Source organism: Ruegeria meonggei, from assembly GCF_900172215.1.
Lineage (GTDB): Bacteria > Pseudomonadota > Alphaproteobacteria > Rhodobacterales > Rhodobacteraceae > Ruegeria > Ruegeria meonggei.
On the sequence record NZ_FWFP01000002.1, the window covers coordinates 162,805 to 179,410 of the forward strand.

General features: G+C 58.5%; 16 protein-coding genes. 5 read left to right on the top strand and 11 right to left on the bottom strand.

All coding sequences use genetic code 11. The features are described from left to right. Positions 1 to 78: 78 nt before the first annotated feature. Genes RUM8411_RS03485 through RUM8411_RS03495 form a run of 3 tightly spaced genes read left to right on the top strand, consistent with a single transcriptional unit; the run spans position 79 to position 3,436 of the window. A complete protein-coding gene (locus RUM8411_RS03485) occupies positions 79 to 1,152 on the top strand; it encodes an AI-2E family transporter (RefSeq protein WP_085821255.1) in 1,074 nt (357 codons plus the stop codon). After that, the gene (locus RUM8411_RS03490; protein ID WP_085821256.1) at positions 1,153 to 1,842 is read left to right on the top strand and encodes an HdaA/DnaA family protein; all 690 of its coding nucleotides are present in this window, start codon (positions 1,153 to 1,155) and stop codon (positions 1,840 to 1,842) included. Between the two features lie 49 nt (positions 1,843 to 1,891). After that, a complete protein-coding gene (locus RUM8411_RS03495; RefSeq protein WP_085821257.1) occupies positions 1,892 to 3,436 on the top strand; it encodes a Ppx/GppA family phosphatase in 1,545 nt (514 codons plus the stop codon). A 3-nt stretch (positions 3,437 to 3,439) separates the two neighbouring features. Here the strand turns inward: RUM8411_RS03495 and RUM8411_RS03500 are convergent, their stop codons facing one another. The 6 genes from RUM8411_RS03500 to scpA all read right to left on the bottom strand — a co-directional run bounded on the left by RUM8411_RS03500 (position 3,440) and on the right by scpA (position 8,891). Then, positions 3,440 to 3,814, bottom strand: a complete 375-nt coding sequence (locus RUM8411_RS03500) for a hypothetical protein (RefSeq protein ID WP_085821258.1) — start codon at positions 3,812 to 3,814, stop codon at positions 3,440 to 3,442. A gap of 38 nt (positions 3,815 to 3,852) precedes the next feature. Continuing rightward, entirely contained in the window at positions 3,853 to 4,845 is a 993-nt protein-coding gene (locus RUM8411_RS03505; RefSeq protein ID WP_085821259.1) for an endonuclease/exonuclease/phosphatase family protein, read from the bottom strand. A 3-nt stretch (positions 4,846 to 4,848) separates the two neighbouring features. Then, positions 4,849 to 5,529, bottom strand: coding sequence for a molecular chaperone DjiA (locus RUM8411_RS03510; protein WP_085821260.1), 681 nt, complete (start codon positions 5,527 to 5,529; stop codon positions 4,849 to 4,851). Between the two features lie 45 nt (positions 5,530 to 5,574). Further along, positions 5,575 to 6,063 (bottom strand): GNAT family N-acetyltransferase, encoded by a 489-nt coding sequence (locus RUM8411_RS03515; RefSeq protein ID WP_085821261.1) that lies wholly within the window; start codon positions 6,061 to 6,063, stop codon positions 5,575 to 5,577. Continuing rightward, a complete protein-coding gene (locus RUM8411_RS03520) occupies positions 6,060 to 6,662 on the bottom strand; it encodes a VOC family protein (protein WP_085821262.1) in 603 nt (200 codons plus the stop codon). Before RUM8411_RS03520 ends, RUM8411_RS03515 begins: the two co-directional genes overlap by 4 nt. A gap of 102 nt (positions 6,663 to 6,764) precedes the next feature. Then, positions 6,765 to 8,891, bottom strand: a complete 2,127-nt coding sequence (scpA, locus tag RUM8411_RS03525) for a methylmalonyl-CoA mutase (RefSeq protein ID WP_085821263.1) — start codon at positions 8,889 to 8,891, stop codon at positions 6,765 to 6,767. A 168-nt stretch (positions 8,892 to 9,059) separates the two neighbouring features. Between scpA and RUM8411_RS03530 the strand changes: the two genes are divergently transcribed. Next, entirely contained in the window at positions 9,060 to 9,506 is a 447-nt protein-coding gene (locus RUM8411_RS03530; RefSeq protein WP_085821584.1) for a DUF4174 domain-containing protein, read from the top strand. A gap of 76 nt (positions 9,507 to 9,582) precedes the next feature. Here the strand turns inward: RUM8411_RS03530 and RUM8411_RS03535 are convergent, their stop codons facing one another. Together RUM8411_RS03535 and RUM8411_RS03540 are read right to left on the bottom strand one after the other, a co-directional pair. Then, positions 9,583 to 11,628, bottom strand: coding sequence for an acetyl-CoA carboxylase biotin carboxylase subunit (locus tag RUM8411_RS03535; RefSeq protein ID WP_085821264.1), 2,046 nt, complete (start codon positions 11,626 to 11,628; stop codon positions 9,583 to 9,585). 116 nt (positions 11,629 to 11,744) lie between these two features. After that, complete coding sequence (locus tag RUM8411_RS03540) at positions 11,745 to 11,948, bottom strand: hypothetical protein (protein ID WP_085821265.1); 204 nt, start codon at positions 11,946 to 11,948, stop codon at positions 11,745 to 11,747. Between the two features lie 701 nt (positions 11,949 to 12,649). Here RUM8411_RS03540 and RUM8411_RS03545 point away from each other — a divergent pair. Further along, positions 12,650 to 13,750 carry a DcaP family trimeric outer membrane transporter gene (locus RUM8411_RS03545; protein WP_234995123.1) on the top strand — a complete coding sequence of 367 codons (1,101 nt, stop codon included), beginning with the start codon at positions 12,650 to 12,652 and terminating at the stop codon, positions 13,748 to 13,750. Between the two features lie 87 nt (positions 13,751 to 13,837). On the opposite strand, the gene RUM8411_RS03550 is transcribed toward RUM8411_RS03545, so the two are convergent. From RUM8411_RS03550 to RUM8411_RS03560, 3 genes are all read right to left on the bottom strand, one after another. Next, complete coding sequence (locus tag RUM8411_RS03550; protein WP_085821267.1) at positions 13,838 to 14,191, bottom strand: hypothetical protein; 354 nt, start codon at positions 14,189 to 14,191, stop codon at positions 13,838 to 13,840. 136 nt (positions 14,192 to 14,327) lie between these two features. Next, positions 14,328 to 14,693, bottom strand: a complete 366-nt coding sequence (locus RUM8411_RS03555; protein ID WP_143534816.1) for a DUF6497 family protein — start codon at positions 14,691 to 14,693, stop codon at positions 14,328 to 14,330. 231 nt (positions 14,694 to 14,924) lie between these two features. Beyond that, positions 14,925 to 16,457 carry an acyl-CoA carboxylase subunit beta gene (locus RUM8411_RS03560; RefSeq protein ID WP_085821269.1) on the bottom strand — a complete coding sequence of 511 codons (1,533 nt, stop codon included), beginning with the start codon at positions 16,455 to 16,457 and terminating at the stop codon, positions 14,925 to 14,927. Between the last annotated feature and the right edge of the window lie 149 nt (positions 16,458 to 16,606).

A 16,606-nucleotide genomic window follows, 5' to 3' on the forward strand; every position in this document is an offset into this window, starting at 1 on the left:
ACCGACGCATGAAGCACTTGCATCACAGCGCCGCTTGGGCCAAGAACACGAGCAAGGGCCGAAACCAAGGGGGCAGCGATGGCTTTGCCGGTGAAAGATCAGCTCAGATACTGGGGAGTTGCCGCGGTCGTATTTGTGCTGCTGCTATGGGCACTTGGCGACGTTTTGCTGCCCTTTGTGATCGGTGGTGCGATTGCCTATTTCCTGGATCCTGTCGCAGACCGGTTGGAAAAGCTGGGCCTATCCCGCATGGCGGCGACGGGGATCATCACAATCGTCGGAATTCTGGGCTTTGTTCTGATGATCCTGATGGTGCTGCCCGCACTGATCACCCAGTTGATCGATCTGGTCGAGGTCATGCCGAGCCTTCTCAAAGAGCTGCGCGGCTTCGTCGAAAAGCAATTCCCGTCTCTACTGGATCGCGAATCCAGTTCACATCAGGTACTGGTGTCGTTGGGTGAAACGCTGCAATCCAAAACCGGGGACGTTCTGCAATCAGTTGTCGCCTCGCTGGGATCTGCGATCAACGTGGTGGTATTGCTGGTCATCGTCCCGGTGGTCACCGTTTACCTGCTGTTGGACTGGGACCGCATGATCGCCCGCATTGGCGAACTGCTGCCCCGCGACCACGCCCCAACCATCAATCGCCTCGCTGGCGAGATCAATGCAGTTCTGGCCTCGTTCGTGCGGGGTATGGGCACTGTCTGCCTGATCCTTGGCACGTATTATGCCGTGGCGCTGATGGCTGTCGGCTTGCAATTCGGGCTGATCGTCGGGTTCATCGCAGGACTCGTGACCTTTATACCTTATCTTGGCGCCCTGATCGGCGGCACGCTGGCCATTGGCCTTGCCTTGTTCCAGTTCTGGGGCGATTGGGCCCAGATCGGATTGGTCGCCGGTATCTTTGCACTGGGTCAGGTGACCGAGGGCAATTTTCTGACCCCCAAGCTGGTCGGCAGTTCGGTTGGTCTGCATCCGGTCTGGCTGTTGCTGGCGCTGTCGGTGTTTGGCGCGCTGTTCGGATTTGTCGGCATGCTGATCGCTGTGCCCGTTGCCGCAGCATTGGGCGTTGTGGCCAGGTTCGGCACTTCGATCTACCTGGATAGCCGCTTGTATACCGGCCTCGAAGGGCTGAACCAGGACGACGAGTAAATGGCCCGACAGCTGAGCTTTGATCTTCCGGCCAAAACTGCGCTGGGGCGTGAGGATTTCTTTGTCTCGCCCGCAAACGCTCTGGCTGTTGCGATGATCTCGGCCAACTCGTGGCCCGGCAACAAGCTGGTGCTCACTGGCCCGGCCGGGGCTGGCAAGACGCATCTGGCGCATGTGTGGGCCGCCGAAACAAGTGGCCGGATCATCCTGGCCAGTGATCTGCGATATGACGATGTGCCTGATCTTGCCCGCTCGGCCATCGCGGTTGAAGACGTGCCCATGATCGCTGATGACCCCGAACAACAGAAAACCCTGTTTCACCTGCACAATCTGGTGCTGGCTGAAGGGCATGCCTTGTTGATGACAGGGCGGTTGCCGCCAAACCTGTGGCAGTTGCCGCTGCCAGATCTGCAAAGCCGGATTGAGGGCGCGCATCACGTCGCACTGGACCCACCTGATGACGCATTGTTGGGGGCTGTTCTGGCCAAGCTGTTCGTCGACCGGCAGTTGAACCCCGGCCCCGAAGTCATTGCCTATCTGGTCAAACATATGGACCGCCGCTTTGAAACAGCAGCCGAAGTAGTGGCGCGGCTGGACCAGATTGCCCTTTCTGAAAAACGAGAGATCACACGCGCGCTGGCGGTCAGAATTCTGAATTCCGAACCTACAGATAGCGAAGCTGACAATTGACCCACCCCCGGTGATTTCGCACACTGCGCCCGGATAATCTGGAAGAGACATGGATCAGACCGTCGAAACCGAAATCCCGGATTGGGGCCCCTTCCAAAGGCCATTGTTCGACGACCCCGAAGCCCGCGCCCTGTCGCGCGTTGGAGTGGTCGATGTCGGATCGAACTCGGTCCGGATGGTGATTTTCGACGGGGCGGCGCGCTCTCCGGCTTATTTCTACAACGAGAAAGTCATGTGCGAACTGGGGGCTGGGCTGTCTGAAACCGGGCGTCTCAATCCGCGCGGACGCGACCGCGCCCTGTCGGCGCTGCGTCGATTTCAGCGGTTGGCCGACGATCTGGATCTTCCTGGTCTGCACGTTGTTGCCACCGCCGCCGTACGCGAGGCAAAGGATGGCCCGGATTTCTGCCGGGAGGTCGAATCAGAGATTGGCCTAACCGTTTCAGTCATCGATGGCGGGGAAGAGGCGCGCCTGTCTGCCCAAGGTGTGTTGCTGGGTTGGCCAGGGGCCTACGGTTTGATCTGCGACATAGGCGGGTCCTCAATGGAGTTGGCCGAGATCGGTGACGGAGACGTGGGCCGCCGTGTGACATCGGCTCTGGGGCCACTGAAACTGCGCGACATCAAGGGCGGGCGCCGGGCACGCAAAGCGCATATCAAAAGCACAATGGAAGACCTGCGTGATCAGATGGGCCCCCAACGCGACCGTCTGTTCCTTGTGGGCGGCAGTTGGCGCGCCTTTGCGCGTTTGGACATGCTGCGCCGGGGCTATCCGCTGAACGTTTTGCACGAATACCGCATGACCACCAGGCAAGTGCGCGAGACCATAAAGTTCATCGAAAAAGGTGATCCGGAAAAGATGCGCAGTCAGGCGGGTGTTTCAAGTTCGCGCATGGCGCTGATCCCCTATGCGATGGACGTACTGGCCCGGCTGATCCGGACGTTCAAGCCTAAGGACATCGCGATTTCAAGCTATGGCATCCGCGAAGGGTTGCTGTACGAACAAATGCCGCAAAACCTGCGCGACCGCGATCCGCTGATCGAGGCCAGCCGCTTTTCCGAGGCCAAGGATGCCCGCCTGCCCGGCTTTGGCAAACACTTGTATGACTTTGTGATGCCACTGTTCAAATCCGCCCCACTCGCCCGGGTGCGGCTGATTCAGGCGGCCTGCCTGTTGCATGACGTCAGCTGGCGCGCCCACCCCGATTACCGGGCTGAAGTCTGTTTCGACAATGTAACCCGCGCCAATCTGGGCGGGCTGAAGCATTCCGAAAGGATTTTCATCGGCCTTGCGCTGCAACACCGCTACCGCAACAAGCGCGAGGGCAACCGGTTCGCACCGCTATACGAGTTACTGGACGAAAAGGACCAGAAACAAGCAGAGATACTGGGCAAGGCGATGCGATTTGGCGCAATGCTGTGGATGCAAAGCGACGCGCCAATGGGCAACCTGCGGTTCTTCCCTAAGAAGCGTCTCTTGGAACTGCGTCTGCCCGCAAACGCAAGGCCACTTTTCAACGAAGTCGCCGAAGCGCGGCTGAATTCCCTGGCCAATGCCCTCAAGTCCGAGGTTCACGTGGTCATCAAAGGATAGACCTTAGATTTCCGTCGCGCCGTCAGGGTCTTCTTCGGTCTGATCTGGTGGGTCCTGCAGATCTTCGATTGGTCTCTTGCGGATGATGATGTCGCCATTGGGCAGGATCTCGGGCGCTTGATAGGCGCTCCAATCTTTAATCTCTGCGCCCAGCTCGGCCAAGGCCGGGCCCATTTCTTCGATAAAGGACTGCATGGCCGGGCCCAGCTGATCGGCCAGTCCCTGCAGATCCTCTAGCGCAGGCCCCATTTCCTGCCGCAAGCCCTCAAAGAACAACTCAGCCCCCTGTTCCATCAGGGATTTTCCAGTGTCTTCCTCGGCATGTGCAGGCGTGATCAGGGCGGCAGATAGCGCACAGATCGCAATAAGATGTTTCATGAGTCGAAATATAGGCCCTGCCGCGCCGCGATGAAAGGCTATAGGTCGATATCCAGAGTGACCGGGAAGTGATCAGATGCGGTCAGCAACGCCGCCTGCAAATCAGGGGCGTCGCGGCAGCTCGTGTCGTGAAACGGGTGCCAGATGCGCCATTCGGGACGATGCCCACGCAATCCGTCGCTGATCATGATGTAATCCAGCAGCGCCTCAAGAAACTGACCCCCGGGGCGGGTGAATCGTGCTGTTGAGGGCACCGGGCCGGATCCCGCGCCGTGGGCGGTGACCGCATGGGGGTCAAACAGCCCGGCTTGTAGCAAAATCTCTACCGATGAGCGCCCGAACAGATGTTCGAATTCATCCAGCCCCGGCCCGTCATTCAAATCACCTAGCAGAATAACCTGTTCCTCTGCCACGATGTGTGCCGCAACCCGACGGGACAACCAAACGGCTTGTGCCAGTTGCTTGCGCCGGTTTGCGATTGAGATGCGGATCGCCTCATCCCGTGATCCAGCCCCGTGCGGCGCTTTGGATTTCAGATGCGCACCAATCATGCGCAGCGTGTTGCCCCTGCTGGTTTGAACCGTCAATTCCATAGGGGGTTTGGAGAACCGAACGAGGTCTTCGGTGGCGTCGATATCCAGATCGATGCGAAAGACGTCATCGAAACGGGGGGCCAGTGAATTGCCGTCAACCGGATCGTGGCGCGCCTGTATTTCTTTCGGGTCATACAGCAATGCAAGCTCTTGATGGGTGTCATTGGCAAAACCCATCACGGCATTTGACGTGCGCAAGTCAAACGCCTCGGCAAAGTTCTGCAACGCGCGGACTGTGTTTTGTTTTTTGCCGGTATTGGGCGCCTCGACGATCAGCACGGCATCCGCGTCAATTGCCGTTAGCACTTTGGCGATGGCCTCAACCTGCTGCGCCTTGGTGACGTCGTGACGGCCGGACCAGCTGTCATCTACAACCAGTTCATCGCGGCGGCTAAACAGGTTGGCGAACCATTCAATATTGTAAGTCGCCATCCGCACCTGTCAGGCCCCGGCGCCGTTGATCTCGTCCCAGGCACGGTTGATGTCGATCATCTTCTTCTCGGCCAATCGTACAGCTTCTTCGGGCACGCCGCGCGCCATCATGGCGTCGGGATGCGTCTCACGCACCAATTGCCGCCAGATCTTGCGGATGTCTGGCAAAGCCATGTCGCGGGGAACCCCCAGAACCGTATAAGGATCCTTGGGCGCATCCGGTACGAAGCGAGCTCGCAGGGCAAGAAACTGAGCATCGGTCTGACCAAAAATCCGGCTGACCTCTTCCAGAAACACATCTTCGTTCGGGTGGTAGAACCCATCCGCCATCGCGATGTGAAACAGGCCCTCCATCAGATCGCAGAGCGTGGTGCTGTCATCCGCAAACATCCGCGCAATCTTGCGGGCATAATCCTGATACCCGGCAACATCGGTACGGGCCATGTCAAACACCCGGGCTGCGCCGGCTTCATCATCGCGGGCAATCTGGAACACGTCGCGAAAGGCCGTGACCTCATCCCGCGTTACCTGCCCGTCGGCCTTGGCCATCTTTGCGCCCAGCGCGATCACTGCAATCGCAAACGCGACCGAGCGTTCGGGCGGCGAGCGCAGTTTTTCAAAAACATCGGTCAGGCTTTCGCCTTGGGCAAGCGCGCTCAGCGCATCGGATATACGGGTCCAGATCGACATGAGCGTACCCTAACGTCCGATTTCGGGACTGTCAGGTGCGACAGATTAATCCTGCGCAAGAATTTTCTGCATCAGCACAAGATCCAGCCGTTTGCCCCATTTGAAACCAACTTCAGGCATCTGGCCGGTTATCTCAAAACCCAACGCTGCATGAAACGCCACTGCCCCCGGATTGGCCGAGGATATTCCGGCGACCAGCACATGCACGCCTTCAGACCGCGCGACATCCTCCAGAGCGGTCATAAGCGCCCGCCCTGCCCCTTGGTTCCGCGCTTTGGGCGACAGTTGAACCGAGTGCTCACGGCTTTGTGAATAGCCGGGTCCGGACCGAAACGGGCCGTAAGTGGCAAAGCCCAGAACCTGCCTTTCCACCTCGGCCACCAGATAGGCTGCACCACGGGCATTGATGTCAGACGCTATGCTGTCGAGGCTGCGCTCAATGGTGGTAAAGGTGATCAGCGTTTCGCGGATGATCGCGTTGGTGATCTCGGCGATTGCGGTGGCATCTCCGGCTTGGGCCGGGCGAATAATCATTCCAGCACACGTTTGCCATGCGGCGTGTCAAACTCTGCCAGCAAGGCGGCGGGGCCGGTATCGAACACGACCCGATCCAGCGCCCCCAGCAGCTTGGCCAGATCCAGCGCGTCCGGGTGAAACACGACCAAACGATCCAGTCGACAGCTGCTGTCCTGCAACATCTGTGCGGGGTGCAGATCGCCATGCCATTGAATGAGCGCCGGAAACAGGTTGTCAAAAGGCAACCGCCCATTCGGAGGAATCGCCATTTGCCACCGCAGCGCGCCCCGCGTCAGGTCGATGGGCGTACCAACCCCGTCAGGAAAAAGTTCCAGCGAAGCCGCGATGTCCGGGACCTTGCAAATCCAGTTGCTCAGCCGCGGTGCCCCGTTGAACTGATCCAGGTTAAACCAACGGGTCCGTTCGGGGTTTGGGGCCTGCGGATCGATGGCGATCGCTTCCAGATACAAACCGTCCTTTAAACCAAGCAGCCGGTTGTACGTCCCGAACCTTTCATGCTTGCCACCCGCCTGCAGCGATACGCCCAAGGCCTGTTCGATATGGGCGGATGCCTCTTCCAACGTTTCGCCTGCAACAGCCAAGTGATCCAGTAACACGCGCGCCTCCTTTTAAAAAAAACGACCAGACCCAAAGGGAACTGGTCGCATGTTTCCGCCAATGGCGCGCAATCACAAGATTTTTCGGTCAAGAACCTCTTATCAGCCCTTTGATCCGCCAATCAGCTTCAGGATATCCTGTGCCGCCTCGGGGATATTGGTGCCTGGGCCAAAGATCGCCTTGACACCATGGTCATACAGGAACTGGTAATCCTGCTGCGGAATGACACCGCCGCAAATCACGATAATGTCTTCGGCTCCGGCCTTTTTCAGCTCTTCTACCAACTGCGGGGCCAAGGTCTTATGCCCAGCGGCCTGAGACGAAATGCCAACCACGTGAACGTCGTTGTCCACAGCGTCCTGCGCGGCCTCGGCCGGGGTCTGAAACAGAGGGCCAACGTCGACATCAAACCCGATATCGGCAAAGGCGGTCGCAATTACCTTGGCACCGCGGTCGTGGCCATCCTGACCCATCTTAACCACAAGCAAGCGGGGGCGACGGCCTTCGGCCTCGGCAAACTCTTCGATGGATTTCTGGATCGCGGCAAAGCCTTCGTCGCCTTCATAAGCGGCCCCATAGACACCGGCCAACGTTTTTACCTCGGCGCGGTGACGGCCGAATTCCTTTTCCATTGCCATGCTGATCTCTCCCACGGATGCACGGGCCCGCGCGGCTTCAACCGCCGCAGCAAGCAGATTTCCACCTTCGCGGGCGGTCTTGGTCAGCGCGTCCAGCGCCTGTTGGCATGCGGCCTCGTCGCGTGTCGCACGGATGCGATCCAGACGCGCGACCTGCGCTTCGCGCACGGCGACGTTGTCGACGTCCAGAATGTCGATCGGGTCTTCCTTTTCCTTGCGGTACTTGTTGACGCCGACGATGACCTCATCGCCCCGGTCAATCATCGCCTGACGACGCGCGGCGCTTTCCTCGATCCGCAGTTTGGGCATACCCGAGGCCACGGCCTTGGTCATACCGCCCATCTCTTCGACCTCTTCCATCAGCGCCCAGGCCTTTTCGACCAGCTCATTGGTCAGGCTTTCGATGTAATAAGACCCCGCCAGCGGATCGACCACGTCGGTGACGCCGGTTTCCTCTTGCAGCACCAGTTGGGTGTTCCGCGCGATACGGGCCGAGAAATCGGTGGGCAACGCGATGGCTTCGTCCAGCGCGTTGGTGTGCAGGCTTTGCGTGCCGCCCAAAACCGCGCTCATCGCCTCATATGCGGTGCGGATCACGTTGTTATAGGGGTCCTGCTCCTGCAGGCTGACGCCAGATGTCTGACAGTGGGTCCGCAGCATCTTGGAGCGTTCGGATTTTGCGCCGAAATCGGTCATCACCCGGTGCCACAGAGTGCGGGCCGCGCGCAGTTTGGCGATCTCCATGAAAAAGTTCATGCCGATGGCAAAGAAGAACGACAACCGACCGGCGAATTTGTCCACATCCATCCCGGCCTCGGTGGCGGCGCGGACGTATTCGCGCCCATCGGCCAGCGTATAGGCCAATTCCTGCACCAGGTTCGCGCCGGCCTCTTGCATGTGATAACCCGAGATCGAGATCGAGTTGAATTTCGGCATATCATTCGAGGTATATTCGATGATGTCCGAGATGATCTTCATCGACGGTTCCGGCGGGTAGATATAGGTGTTGCGCACCATGAACTCTTTCAGAATGTCATTCTGAATTGTGCCCGCCAGCAGCGATTTGTCGTGCCCTTGCTCTTCGCCTGCAACGATGAAGCTGGCCAGGATCGGGATCACCGCGCCGTTCATCGTCATCGAGACCGAGACCTTGTCCAGCGGAATGCCGTCAAACAGGATCTTCATATCCTCGACGCTGTCGATGGCCACACCCGCCTTGCCAACATCGCCGACCACCCGTGGGTGGTCGCTGTCATAACCCCGGTGCGTCGCCAGATCGAAGGCCACTGACACGCCCTGCTGACCCGCGGCCAGATTGCGGCGGTAGAAGGCATTTGATTCTTCGGCCGTGGAAAACCCCGCGTACTGACGAATGGTCCAGGGACGGCCTGCATACATCGTTGCCTTCACACCCCGCGTAAACGGACCGAAACCGGGCATCGATCCCATATGCGGCAGATCAGCGGTGTCATCTTGCGTATAGAGCGGTTTGACGTCGATACCTTCCAGCGTTTCCTTGGTCAGGTCGTCCAACGGGCGACCGCGCAGCTCTTTCTCGGCCAGCGCCTGCCAGTCTTTCCTATCGGTCATTGCGATTTCCTTTTCTCAATCCGGTTCGCGCCGGGTCGTGGCCCGCGCGGTATGATCCTTGGTGTTGCCCGTTCAGGCAGGGTGATGCGCAACATTTTGAACGCTGCATGCATTTCGACGGTCGCATTCACCGGCGCAGGGGCTATATTCAATCCAACAGGAGGCCCCATGACACGAACGCTTGCGCTTGTTTTCTCGGCACTATTCCCGCTGGCCGCACTGGCCGCCGACGGGTCTGCGCCTGCAGATGACAGCTTTGTCCGACCTGTCGGTGACAGCGACCTGAGCGAATACCTATGGGTCAATCGCCCTATTGTGGTCTTTGCCGACACGCCGGCCGATCCGCGATTCCAACAGCAGATCGATCTGCTACTGGAAGATGAGGCGGCGATGCGTGACCGTGAAGTGGTGGTTCTGACCGACACTGATCCATCGGCCCGGTCCCCGATCAGGTCGCAGCTGCGCCCGCGCGGGTTCCAGATGGTGTTTGTCGACAAAGACGGCGTCGTCAAACTGCGTAAACCCAGCCCGTGGAGCGGGCGCGAGATTGGCCGGTCTATCGACAAAACCCCCCTGCGCCAACGCGAAATCCGTGAACGGCGCGAGGGCGGTTGAGCGCTTTGGCCACGCCTTATGGCCCCGGCGCAAGACACCGGGATCTGTTGGGCATATGACAAAAGCGCAATCATGATCATTCGAACTCGATGATCACATCGTCCACGGCCAGGCTATCGCCGGGGCCTGCGTTGATCTTGGCGACGGTCCCTTTCTTCTCGGCGCGCAGGATGTTTTCCATCTTCATCGCCTCGACCGTGCACAGCGCCTGACCTTCCTGAACCTCCTGCCCCACTTCGACATTGATCTTCACGATCAGTCCGGGCATCGGGCACAACAGCATTTTCGAGGTATCGGGCGGCAGCTTTTCGGGCATCAGCTGGGCCAGTTCGGCCTGACGCGGGCGGCGCACATGCACTTTCATATCTGCGCCCCGGTTGCGGATGCGGAATCCGCCCGACACTTTGCCAACCTTCAGAACCAATGGGCTGCCATCCACATCCAGTACCGCCAACTGATCCCCCGGTGTCCAGTTCGAGGTGACGCGCAGGGTGGCCCCGTCTTCGAATTTAACCGTTGCGCCCTCTTTATCGGCATTCACCTGCACGGCATAGTCCTGCCCCTGCAGAGTGACGACCCACCGTTTGCCCACTTTGCGTTCGTGATTGTCCATCCGTCCCGACACGCGGGTGCGGCGGATTTCGGCCACACGGTGCATAGCGGCACAGGACGCAGCAATCCGGCGCAGGTTATCCACAGGCAGTTCAACGCCCTCAAACCCTTCGGGATACTCCTCGGCGATAAAGGCGGTTGTCATGTCGCCGCTGACAAAAATCGGGTGGTCCATCACGGCGGACAAGAACGGCAGGTTGTGCCCAATCCCTTCGACCTCAAAACTGTCGAGCGCAACGCGCATTGCCTCGATCGCCTGCGCACGGGTCGGAGCCCAGGTGCAGAGCTTGGCGATCATCGGGTCATAATACATGCTGATCTCGCCGCCCTCAAAAACGCCGGTATCGTTGCGTACGGCAGCGTCACCGGCGGGGGCCTCACCCTGCCATTTGTCGTTCACCAGCAACGGACCCGCAGCAATTTCCTGCGGTGGACGATAGCGGGTCAGACGGCCAATGGACGGCAGGAAGCCACGATAAGGATCTTCGGCATACAGACGGTTCTCAATAGCCCAGCCTGTCAGGGTCACGTCATCCTGCGTGATCGACAGCTCCTCGCCCGCAGCCACGCGGATCATCTGTTCAACCAGATCGACACCGGTGATCAGTTCAGTCACCGGGTGTTCCACCTGCAGGCGGGTGTTCATCTCAAGGAAGTAGAAGTTCTTGTCGCCATCAACGATGAATTCGACGGTTCCGGCGCTGGCATAATCCACAGCCTTGGCAAGGGCGACGGCCTGTTCACCCATGGCCTTACGGGTCGCCTCGTCCAGGAACGGCGACGGAGCCTCTTCCACCACCTTCTGGTTCCGGCGCTGGATCGAGCATTCACGCTCGCCCAGATAGACCCCGTTGCCGTGGCTGTCGCACAGAACCTGAATTTCGATATGGCGCGGTTGAGTGACAAATTTTTCGATGAAAATCCGGTCGTCCCCAAACGAATTCGCGGCCTCGTTCTTGGAGGACTGGAACCCCTCGCGGGCCTCTTCATCCGTCCAGGCAATCCGCATCCCCTTGCCACCGCCACCGGCGCTGGCTTTGATCATGACAGGATAACCAACCTCGTTCGAGATCTTCACCGCCTCGTCCGCGTCTTCGATCAGGCCCATGTAACCAGGAACCGTCGAAACCCCCGCTTCTTGCGCGATCTTTTTCGAGGTGATCTTGTCGCCCATGCTTTCAATCGCCCCAACAGGCGGACCAACAAATGCGACGCCTTCGGCCTCAAGCGCTTGGGCGAATTTCGAGTTTTCCGACAGAAACCCGTATCCCGGATGCACTGCCTGCGCGCCGCTTTGACGGATTGCTTCCATGACCTTGTCGATCACGATGTACGACTGGTTCGCGGGTGGCGGGCCGATATGGACGGCTTCGTCTGCCATCGACACATGGAGCGCGTTCTTGTCCGCGTCCGAATAGATGGCAACGGTGCCGATGCCCATCTTGCGGGCGGTCTTGATGACCCGGCAGGCGATCTCGCCCCGGTTGGCGATCAGGATCTTATTGAACATGGAATGTCCTTTGTATTGGTGTTCGGGAAACGCAAAACGCCGCCGCGGGGCCTGACCCCACGACGGCGTGTTGCGCGATGACGGTCGGGGCGACGGGCGCCCCGAAAATCCAAGAATTATCTACAGTTGTTCTGTGTCTTGCAGTAGAGCACGTTGCCCGCTGCGCCGAGCACGGCACCAAACAACGGATCGGCGCTGACGACCGCCGCGCCCACCGCCCCTGCGCCACCGCCAAGCAACGCCTGTTCACCCGTACTGTCGCCACAGGCCGCAAGCCCTGCGCAGGTCGCAAGTGCCAGGAATAGTCGTGAATTTCGCATGTGTTCTGCCCTTTTGGTTTTCTTGATGTATTTGAGGGCAGATGCCGAGAACACCGCTTGTTATTCAATATCAGGCGGGGGAATTCGGTATTTTGCGCAGGTTTTTGCTGCCATTCGGTTAAAACGCGCACAAAGAAAAACGCGGGCAGGACTATGTGGGAACCACAAGCCTGCCCGCGGAAGGAAGGGGTACGGAATAGTAGGTGCTTGTGCGACGCAGGCAAAGTAGAGCCGCACGGCCCGATCAGCATGCACGGTGTAGCTGAAGCTGCAAACGGGGATTCGCTTGGCGCGAATTTTCCGGCTGGAATCTGCCCATCCGGCGAATTTCCGCGCAGAAACGCGCCGATAGGCGATTTGGCAGAATCGTTCACGCCATCCGGCAAGAGCGTCACACTCCCGTTACAAACGGGCGCATTTTCTACAAATTCTGCATGCGCCACATCACGTGCCGCGGCTGCAAACCCCGCCAGAAACTCTTGGTCACATCGGATGTTACACGGCTGTTTCACCGATGAGTGAAAGCGCACGTCTTGTTTCGCAAATCTTCTCGAGAATTTCGGCCCAGTTTGTGCCGATCTCGTGATTTCACAGAAAAAGCACCCCGTGGAACGGTTCCCGTGCACATTCGCACAAAAGGAACCATCCGTATGATTATAAATAGAAAAAAGGCATTTATGCTCGCTGCTTCTGCTCTTGGTATGACCAGCACGCTTGCCTTTGCCGACGATGCGCAAACCCAGTCGGAACTGGAGGCTCTGCGCGCCCGGGTCGAGGCGTTGGAGGCTGCCAACCCCGGTGCTGGAACTGGAGATTTGCGGATCGGGAGCACCACCCTGGACGTCTATGGCTACGTCAAGGCGGACTTCTTCTATGACTTCGAGTTCGATCAGGGCGATACGGCGTTCGTGAACGTGATCGGCGAACCCTCGGCTGCGACCAGCGGCACGTTTGGCGCCACGGTCCGCCAGTCCCGGATCGGATTGCGGACCAGCACACCCAGCGCCCTGGGCGATATCGACGGGCAACTGGAGGTTGATATGTTCGCTTCGAACGGAACGGCCGAGTTCCGGCTGCGTCACGCCAATATCCGGATTAATGACACTTGGCTGATCGGCCAGTATTGGACAAACTTTCAGCCCCTGGACACTTACCCGACCTCGGTCGAATTTAACGGCCCTGTTGGTATCGCTTTCGCGCGTGTGCCGCAGGTGCGGTACACCAACACATTCGGAACCAACGCGTCCTTTGCCGTCGCCGTCGAAGAGAATGTCAGCGGCTCGAACTCTGAGGATCCGGTGCTGACCGCCTCCGCTGAATACAACGACGGAAAGTACATCGCGCGTGTGGCCGCTCTGTACGGAACTGCTGAAAGTGGCAGTACCGAGGTCGATCAGACCGGCTTCACCCTGTCCGGTTCGATCCGCCCGTGGGAAGGCGGCCTGTTTCAGGTCAATTACGTGAACGGCGAGGCGCTTGGCCCCTATCTTATTGGTTTGGGAGATCCCATTGTCGGCGGCCAGGCCAATGACGTGGATGGTTACACCATCGAGTTCCGCCAGGATATCGGCCCTAAGTGGAATGTCGGCATCGCCTACGGCAAAGAAGACTACGATCTGCCTACCTCTACCGGCACGTTGGCCTTTACCGAGCTTGAGACGATCCACGTCAATGCCTTCTACAAGGCGACGGACAACCTGACCCTCAGCGCTGAATACATCTATGGCGAACGCAACGACGCCACGACGGGACGCACCTTTGACGGCAACCGTGTCCAGGCGGCGGCCCAGTTGAATTTCTGAACGCACAAGTCCCCCCTGCCCACCTACGGGCAGGGTTTTTTTCGGGGATATTCCCCAAAACCTATGTGCGACAGCGGATTGCACGGCTTAACGCACCCCGTCGTATATGTCGGGAAAGGACACTCGCAGCGCATCCGGATCAATGACCAACAACGCATCATAGCTTGCCGGATCAAACGGATCTTCGGCGGGAAGAACTTCGCGCTCGAACAGCCAGCTTAGGCGTCCGGCGTCCAGATTTCCGCGCTCGAACGGTTGGTCGCCAAACTGGTCCCACAATGCCTTCATAAAACCCGCGTCTGCGCGCCTGTCGGCCGGTTTGCGATCGCGGAACCGTTCGCGTCGGGTCAGCGGGGTTGCCCCCTTCGGATTGGCCCGACGAATGGTGAACTGAAAATCGGTTCCAGTCAGACGTCCGGGAAAGCCGCGGTGTTTCAGCATGCCGTCCCCTCTCTCTTGTTGACAGTCACAGGGTGAAGAAAACCGCACCCGGTACAGAACGGGGTCATGTCGCGTACCTCCAAAGCCGCATTGATATCCAGAAACGCTCTGACGTTATGAAAACGAGGTTTCATGGTCAGAGCCCCTCCCAGATACACTGGGATTGGTCCAGTCGGTAGGCTTCAAAAAATTGCGTGGCATCTGGAGAGGAACGCCCGAACTCAATGGGTCGGTCGGACAAGGAAATCACAACCCGCGCGGGATCCAGCTCGTACTTGGCGACGTAGGCAACCGCCAGTGTTTTGCACAGATGTTCCATATCCGCCGAGGCGACGTCATAGCCGATCCGCCCAACGGTCGATCCGATCTTTGGAGCGATGAACCGAAACCTGATCCAAAGCTCGCCCGGATTATCGTCCAGCAGAACATCGCTCAGGTGCACCGGTTGCCCAGACGGCACCGGTAGCAAGGTTTCTGTTTCTGCCAGAATGGGGGATGACAAGCCAAGAAATGCCAGAACAAAGGCGCAACCCCAGACCCACCACCGGTGAGCTCCTCTCTCCGGGGTCGCGCGCGCATGGCTTTTGGCCCGCGCTTTTCTATGTTCAATAGGGCATTTCATTTAGCAGTTTTGGCCTCAAAGTCAAACTTGCTCGTGTACAGATCTTTCTGGCCAGATCATTGGACTTTTCCAACGGGTGTCCGGCCAGAAGGGGCATATCGTACAAATTCCTTACAGAGGAATATTGTCGTGCTTTTTCCACGGGTTCTTCAGCGACTTGTTTCGCAGGCTGGCAAAAGCCCGGGACACGCGTCGGCGGGTAGATTGCGGCATAATCACTTCGTCGATAAAGCCCCGCTCGGCAGCGACAAACGGGTTCGCAAACCGGTCCTCGTAGTTCTGGGCGTGTTTCGCGATCTTGTCAGAGTCACCCAAATCGGCGCGGTGGATGATTTCGGTCGCGCCCTTGGCACCCATCACCGCGATCTCGGCGGTGGGCCAGGCATAGTTGAAATCGCCGCGCAGATGTTTGGACGCCATCACGTCATAAGCCCCGCCATAGGCCTTGCGGGTGATCACGGTCACCTTGGGAACCGTCGCTTCGCCATAGGCAAACAGCAGCTTCGCACCATGCTTGATTACGCCGCCATATTCCTGCGAGGTGCCCGGCAGGAAACCCGGCACATCCACCAGTGTCAGGATCGGAATCTCAAAACAGTCACAGAATCGCACAAACCGCGCCGCCTTGCGGCTGCTGTCGATGTCCAGACACCCGGCCAGAACCATCGGCTGGTTGGCCACGACGCCCACTGTCTGACCTTCTAACCGGATGAATCCGGTGATGATGTTTTTGGCGAAATCTTCCTGAATTTCGTAGAAATCACCCTCATCCGCCACTTTGGTGATCAGTTCCTTCATGTCATACGGCGTGTTCGGATTGTCCGGGATCAGGGTATCCAGCGACGTCTCCAACCGGCCGGGTTCGTCAAAGAAAGGACGCACAGGCGGCTTTTCGCGGTTGTTGAGCGGCAGGAAGTCGACCAGGCGGCGCACCTCTGCCAAGGCTTCGACATCATTCTCAAACGCGCCATCCGCAACCGAGGATTTCTTGGTATGGGTCGATGCCCCACCCAGTTCTTCGGCGGTGACGACCTCATTGGTGACGGTCTTCACAACATCAGGGCCGGTCACGAACATGTAAGAGGTATCTTTGACCATGAAGATAAAGTCCGTCATCGCCGGGCTATACACCGCGCCGCCAGCGCAGGGGCCCATGATGACCGATATTTGCGGGATCACGCCCGATGCCATAGTATTGCGCTGGAAGATTTCGGCATAGCCCGCAAGCGCATCGACACCTTCCTGGATTCGCGCCCCGCCTGAGTCGTTGATCCCGATCACTGGCGCGCCGTTCTGCATTGCCATATCCATGATCTTGCAAATCTTCTGCGCATGAGTGGCTGAAACCGACCCGCCTAGAACTGTGAAGTCCTGGCTGAAGACATAAACCATGCGGCCATTGATGGTTCCCCAGCCGGTTACGACACCATCGCCCGCAGGCTTTTGATTTTCCATCCCGAAATCGGTGCAGCGATGGCTGACAAACATGTCGAACTCTTCGAAACTGCCTTCATCCAGCAGCAGGTCGATGCGCTCGCGCGCTGTCAGTTTTCCTCGCGCGTGCTGCGCGTCGATACGTTTCTGCCCACCTCCCAGACGCGCATCGTTGCGACGGTCTTCAAGCTCGGAAAGGATGTCTTTCATGGCGATAATCCCCTGTGAAATTTGGCGCACATTATACGCTGAAGTCTCGGGACCAAAGCGGCAATCGGCAAATTTGCAAATTATTGGCAACCTCATTCGGGAAAACTGTAAACTTGCTAAGTTACAATTTGAAACGACGTCACGGATGG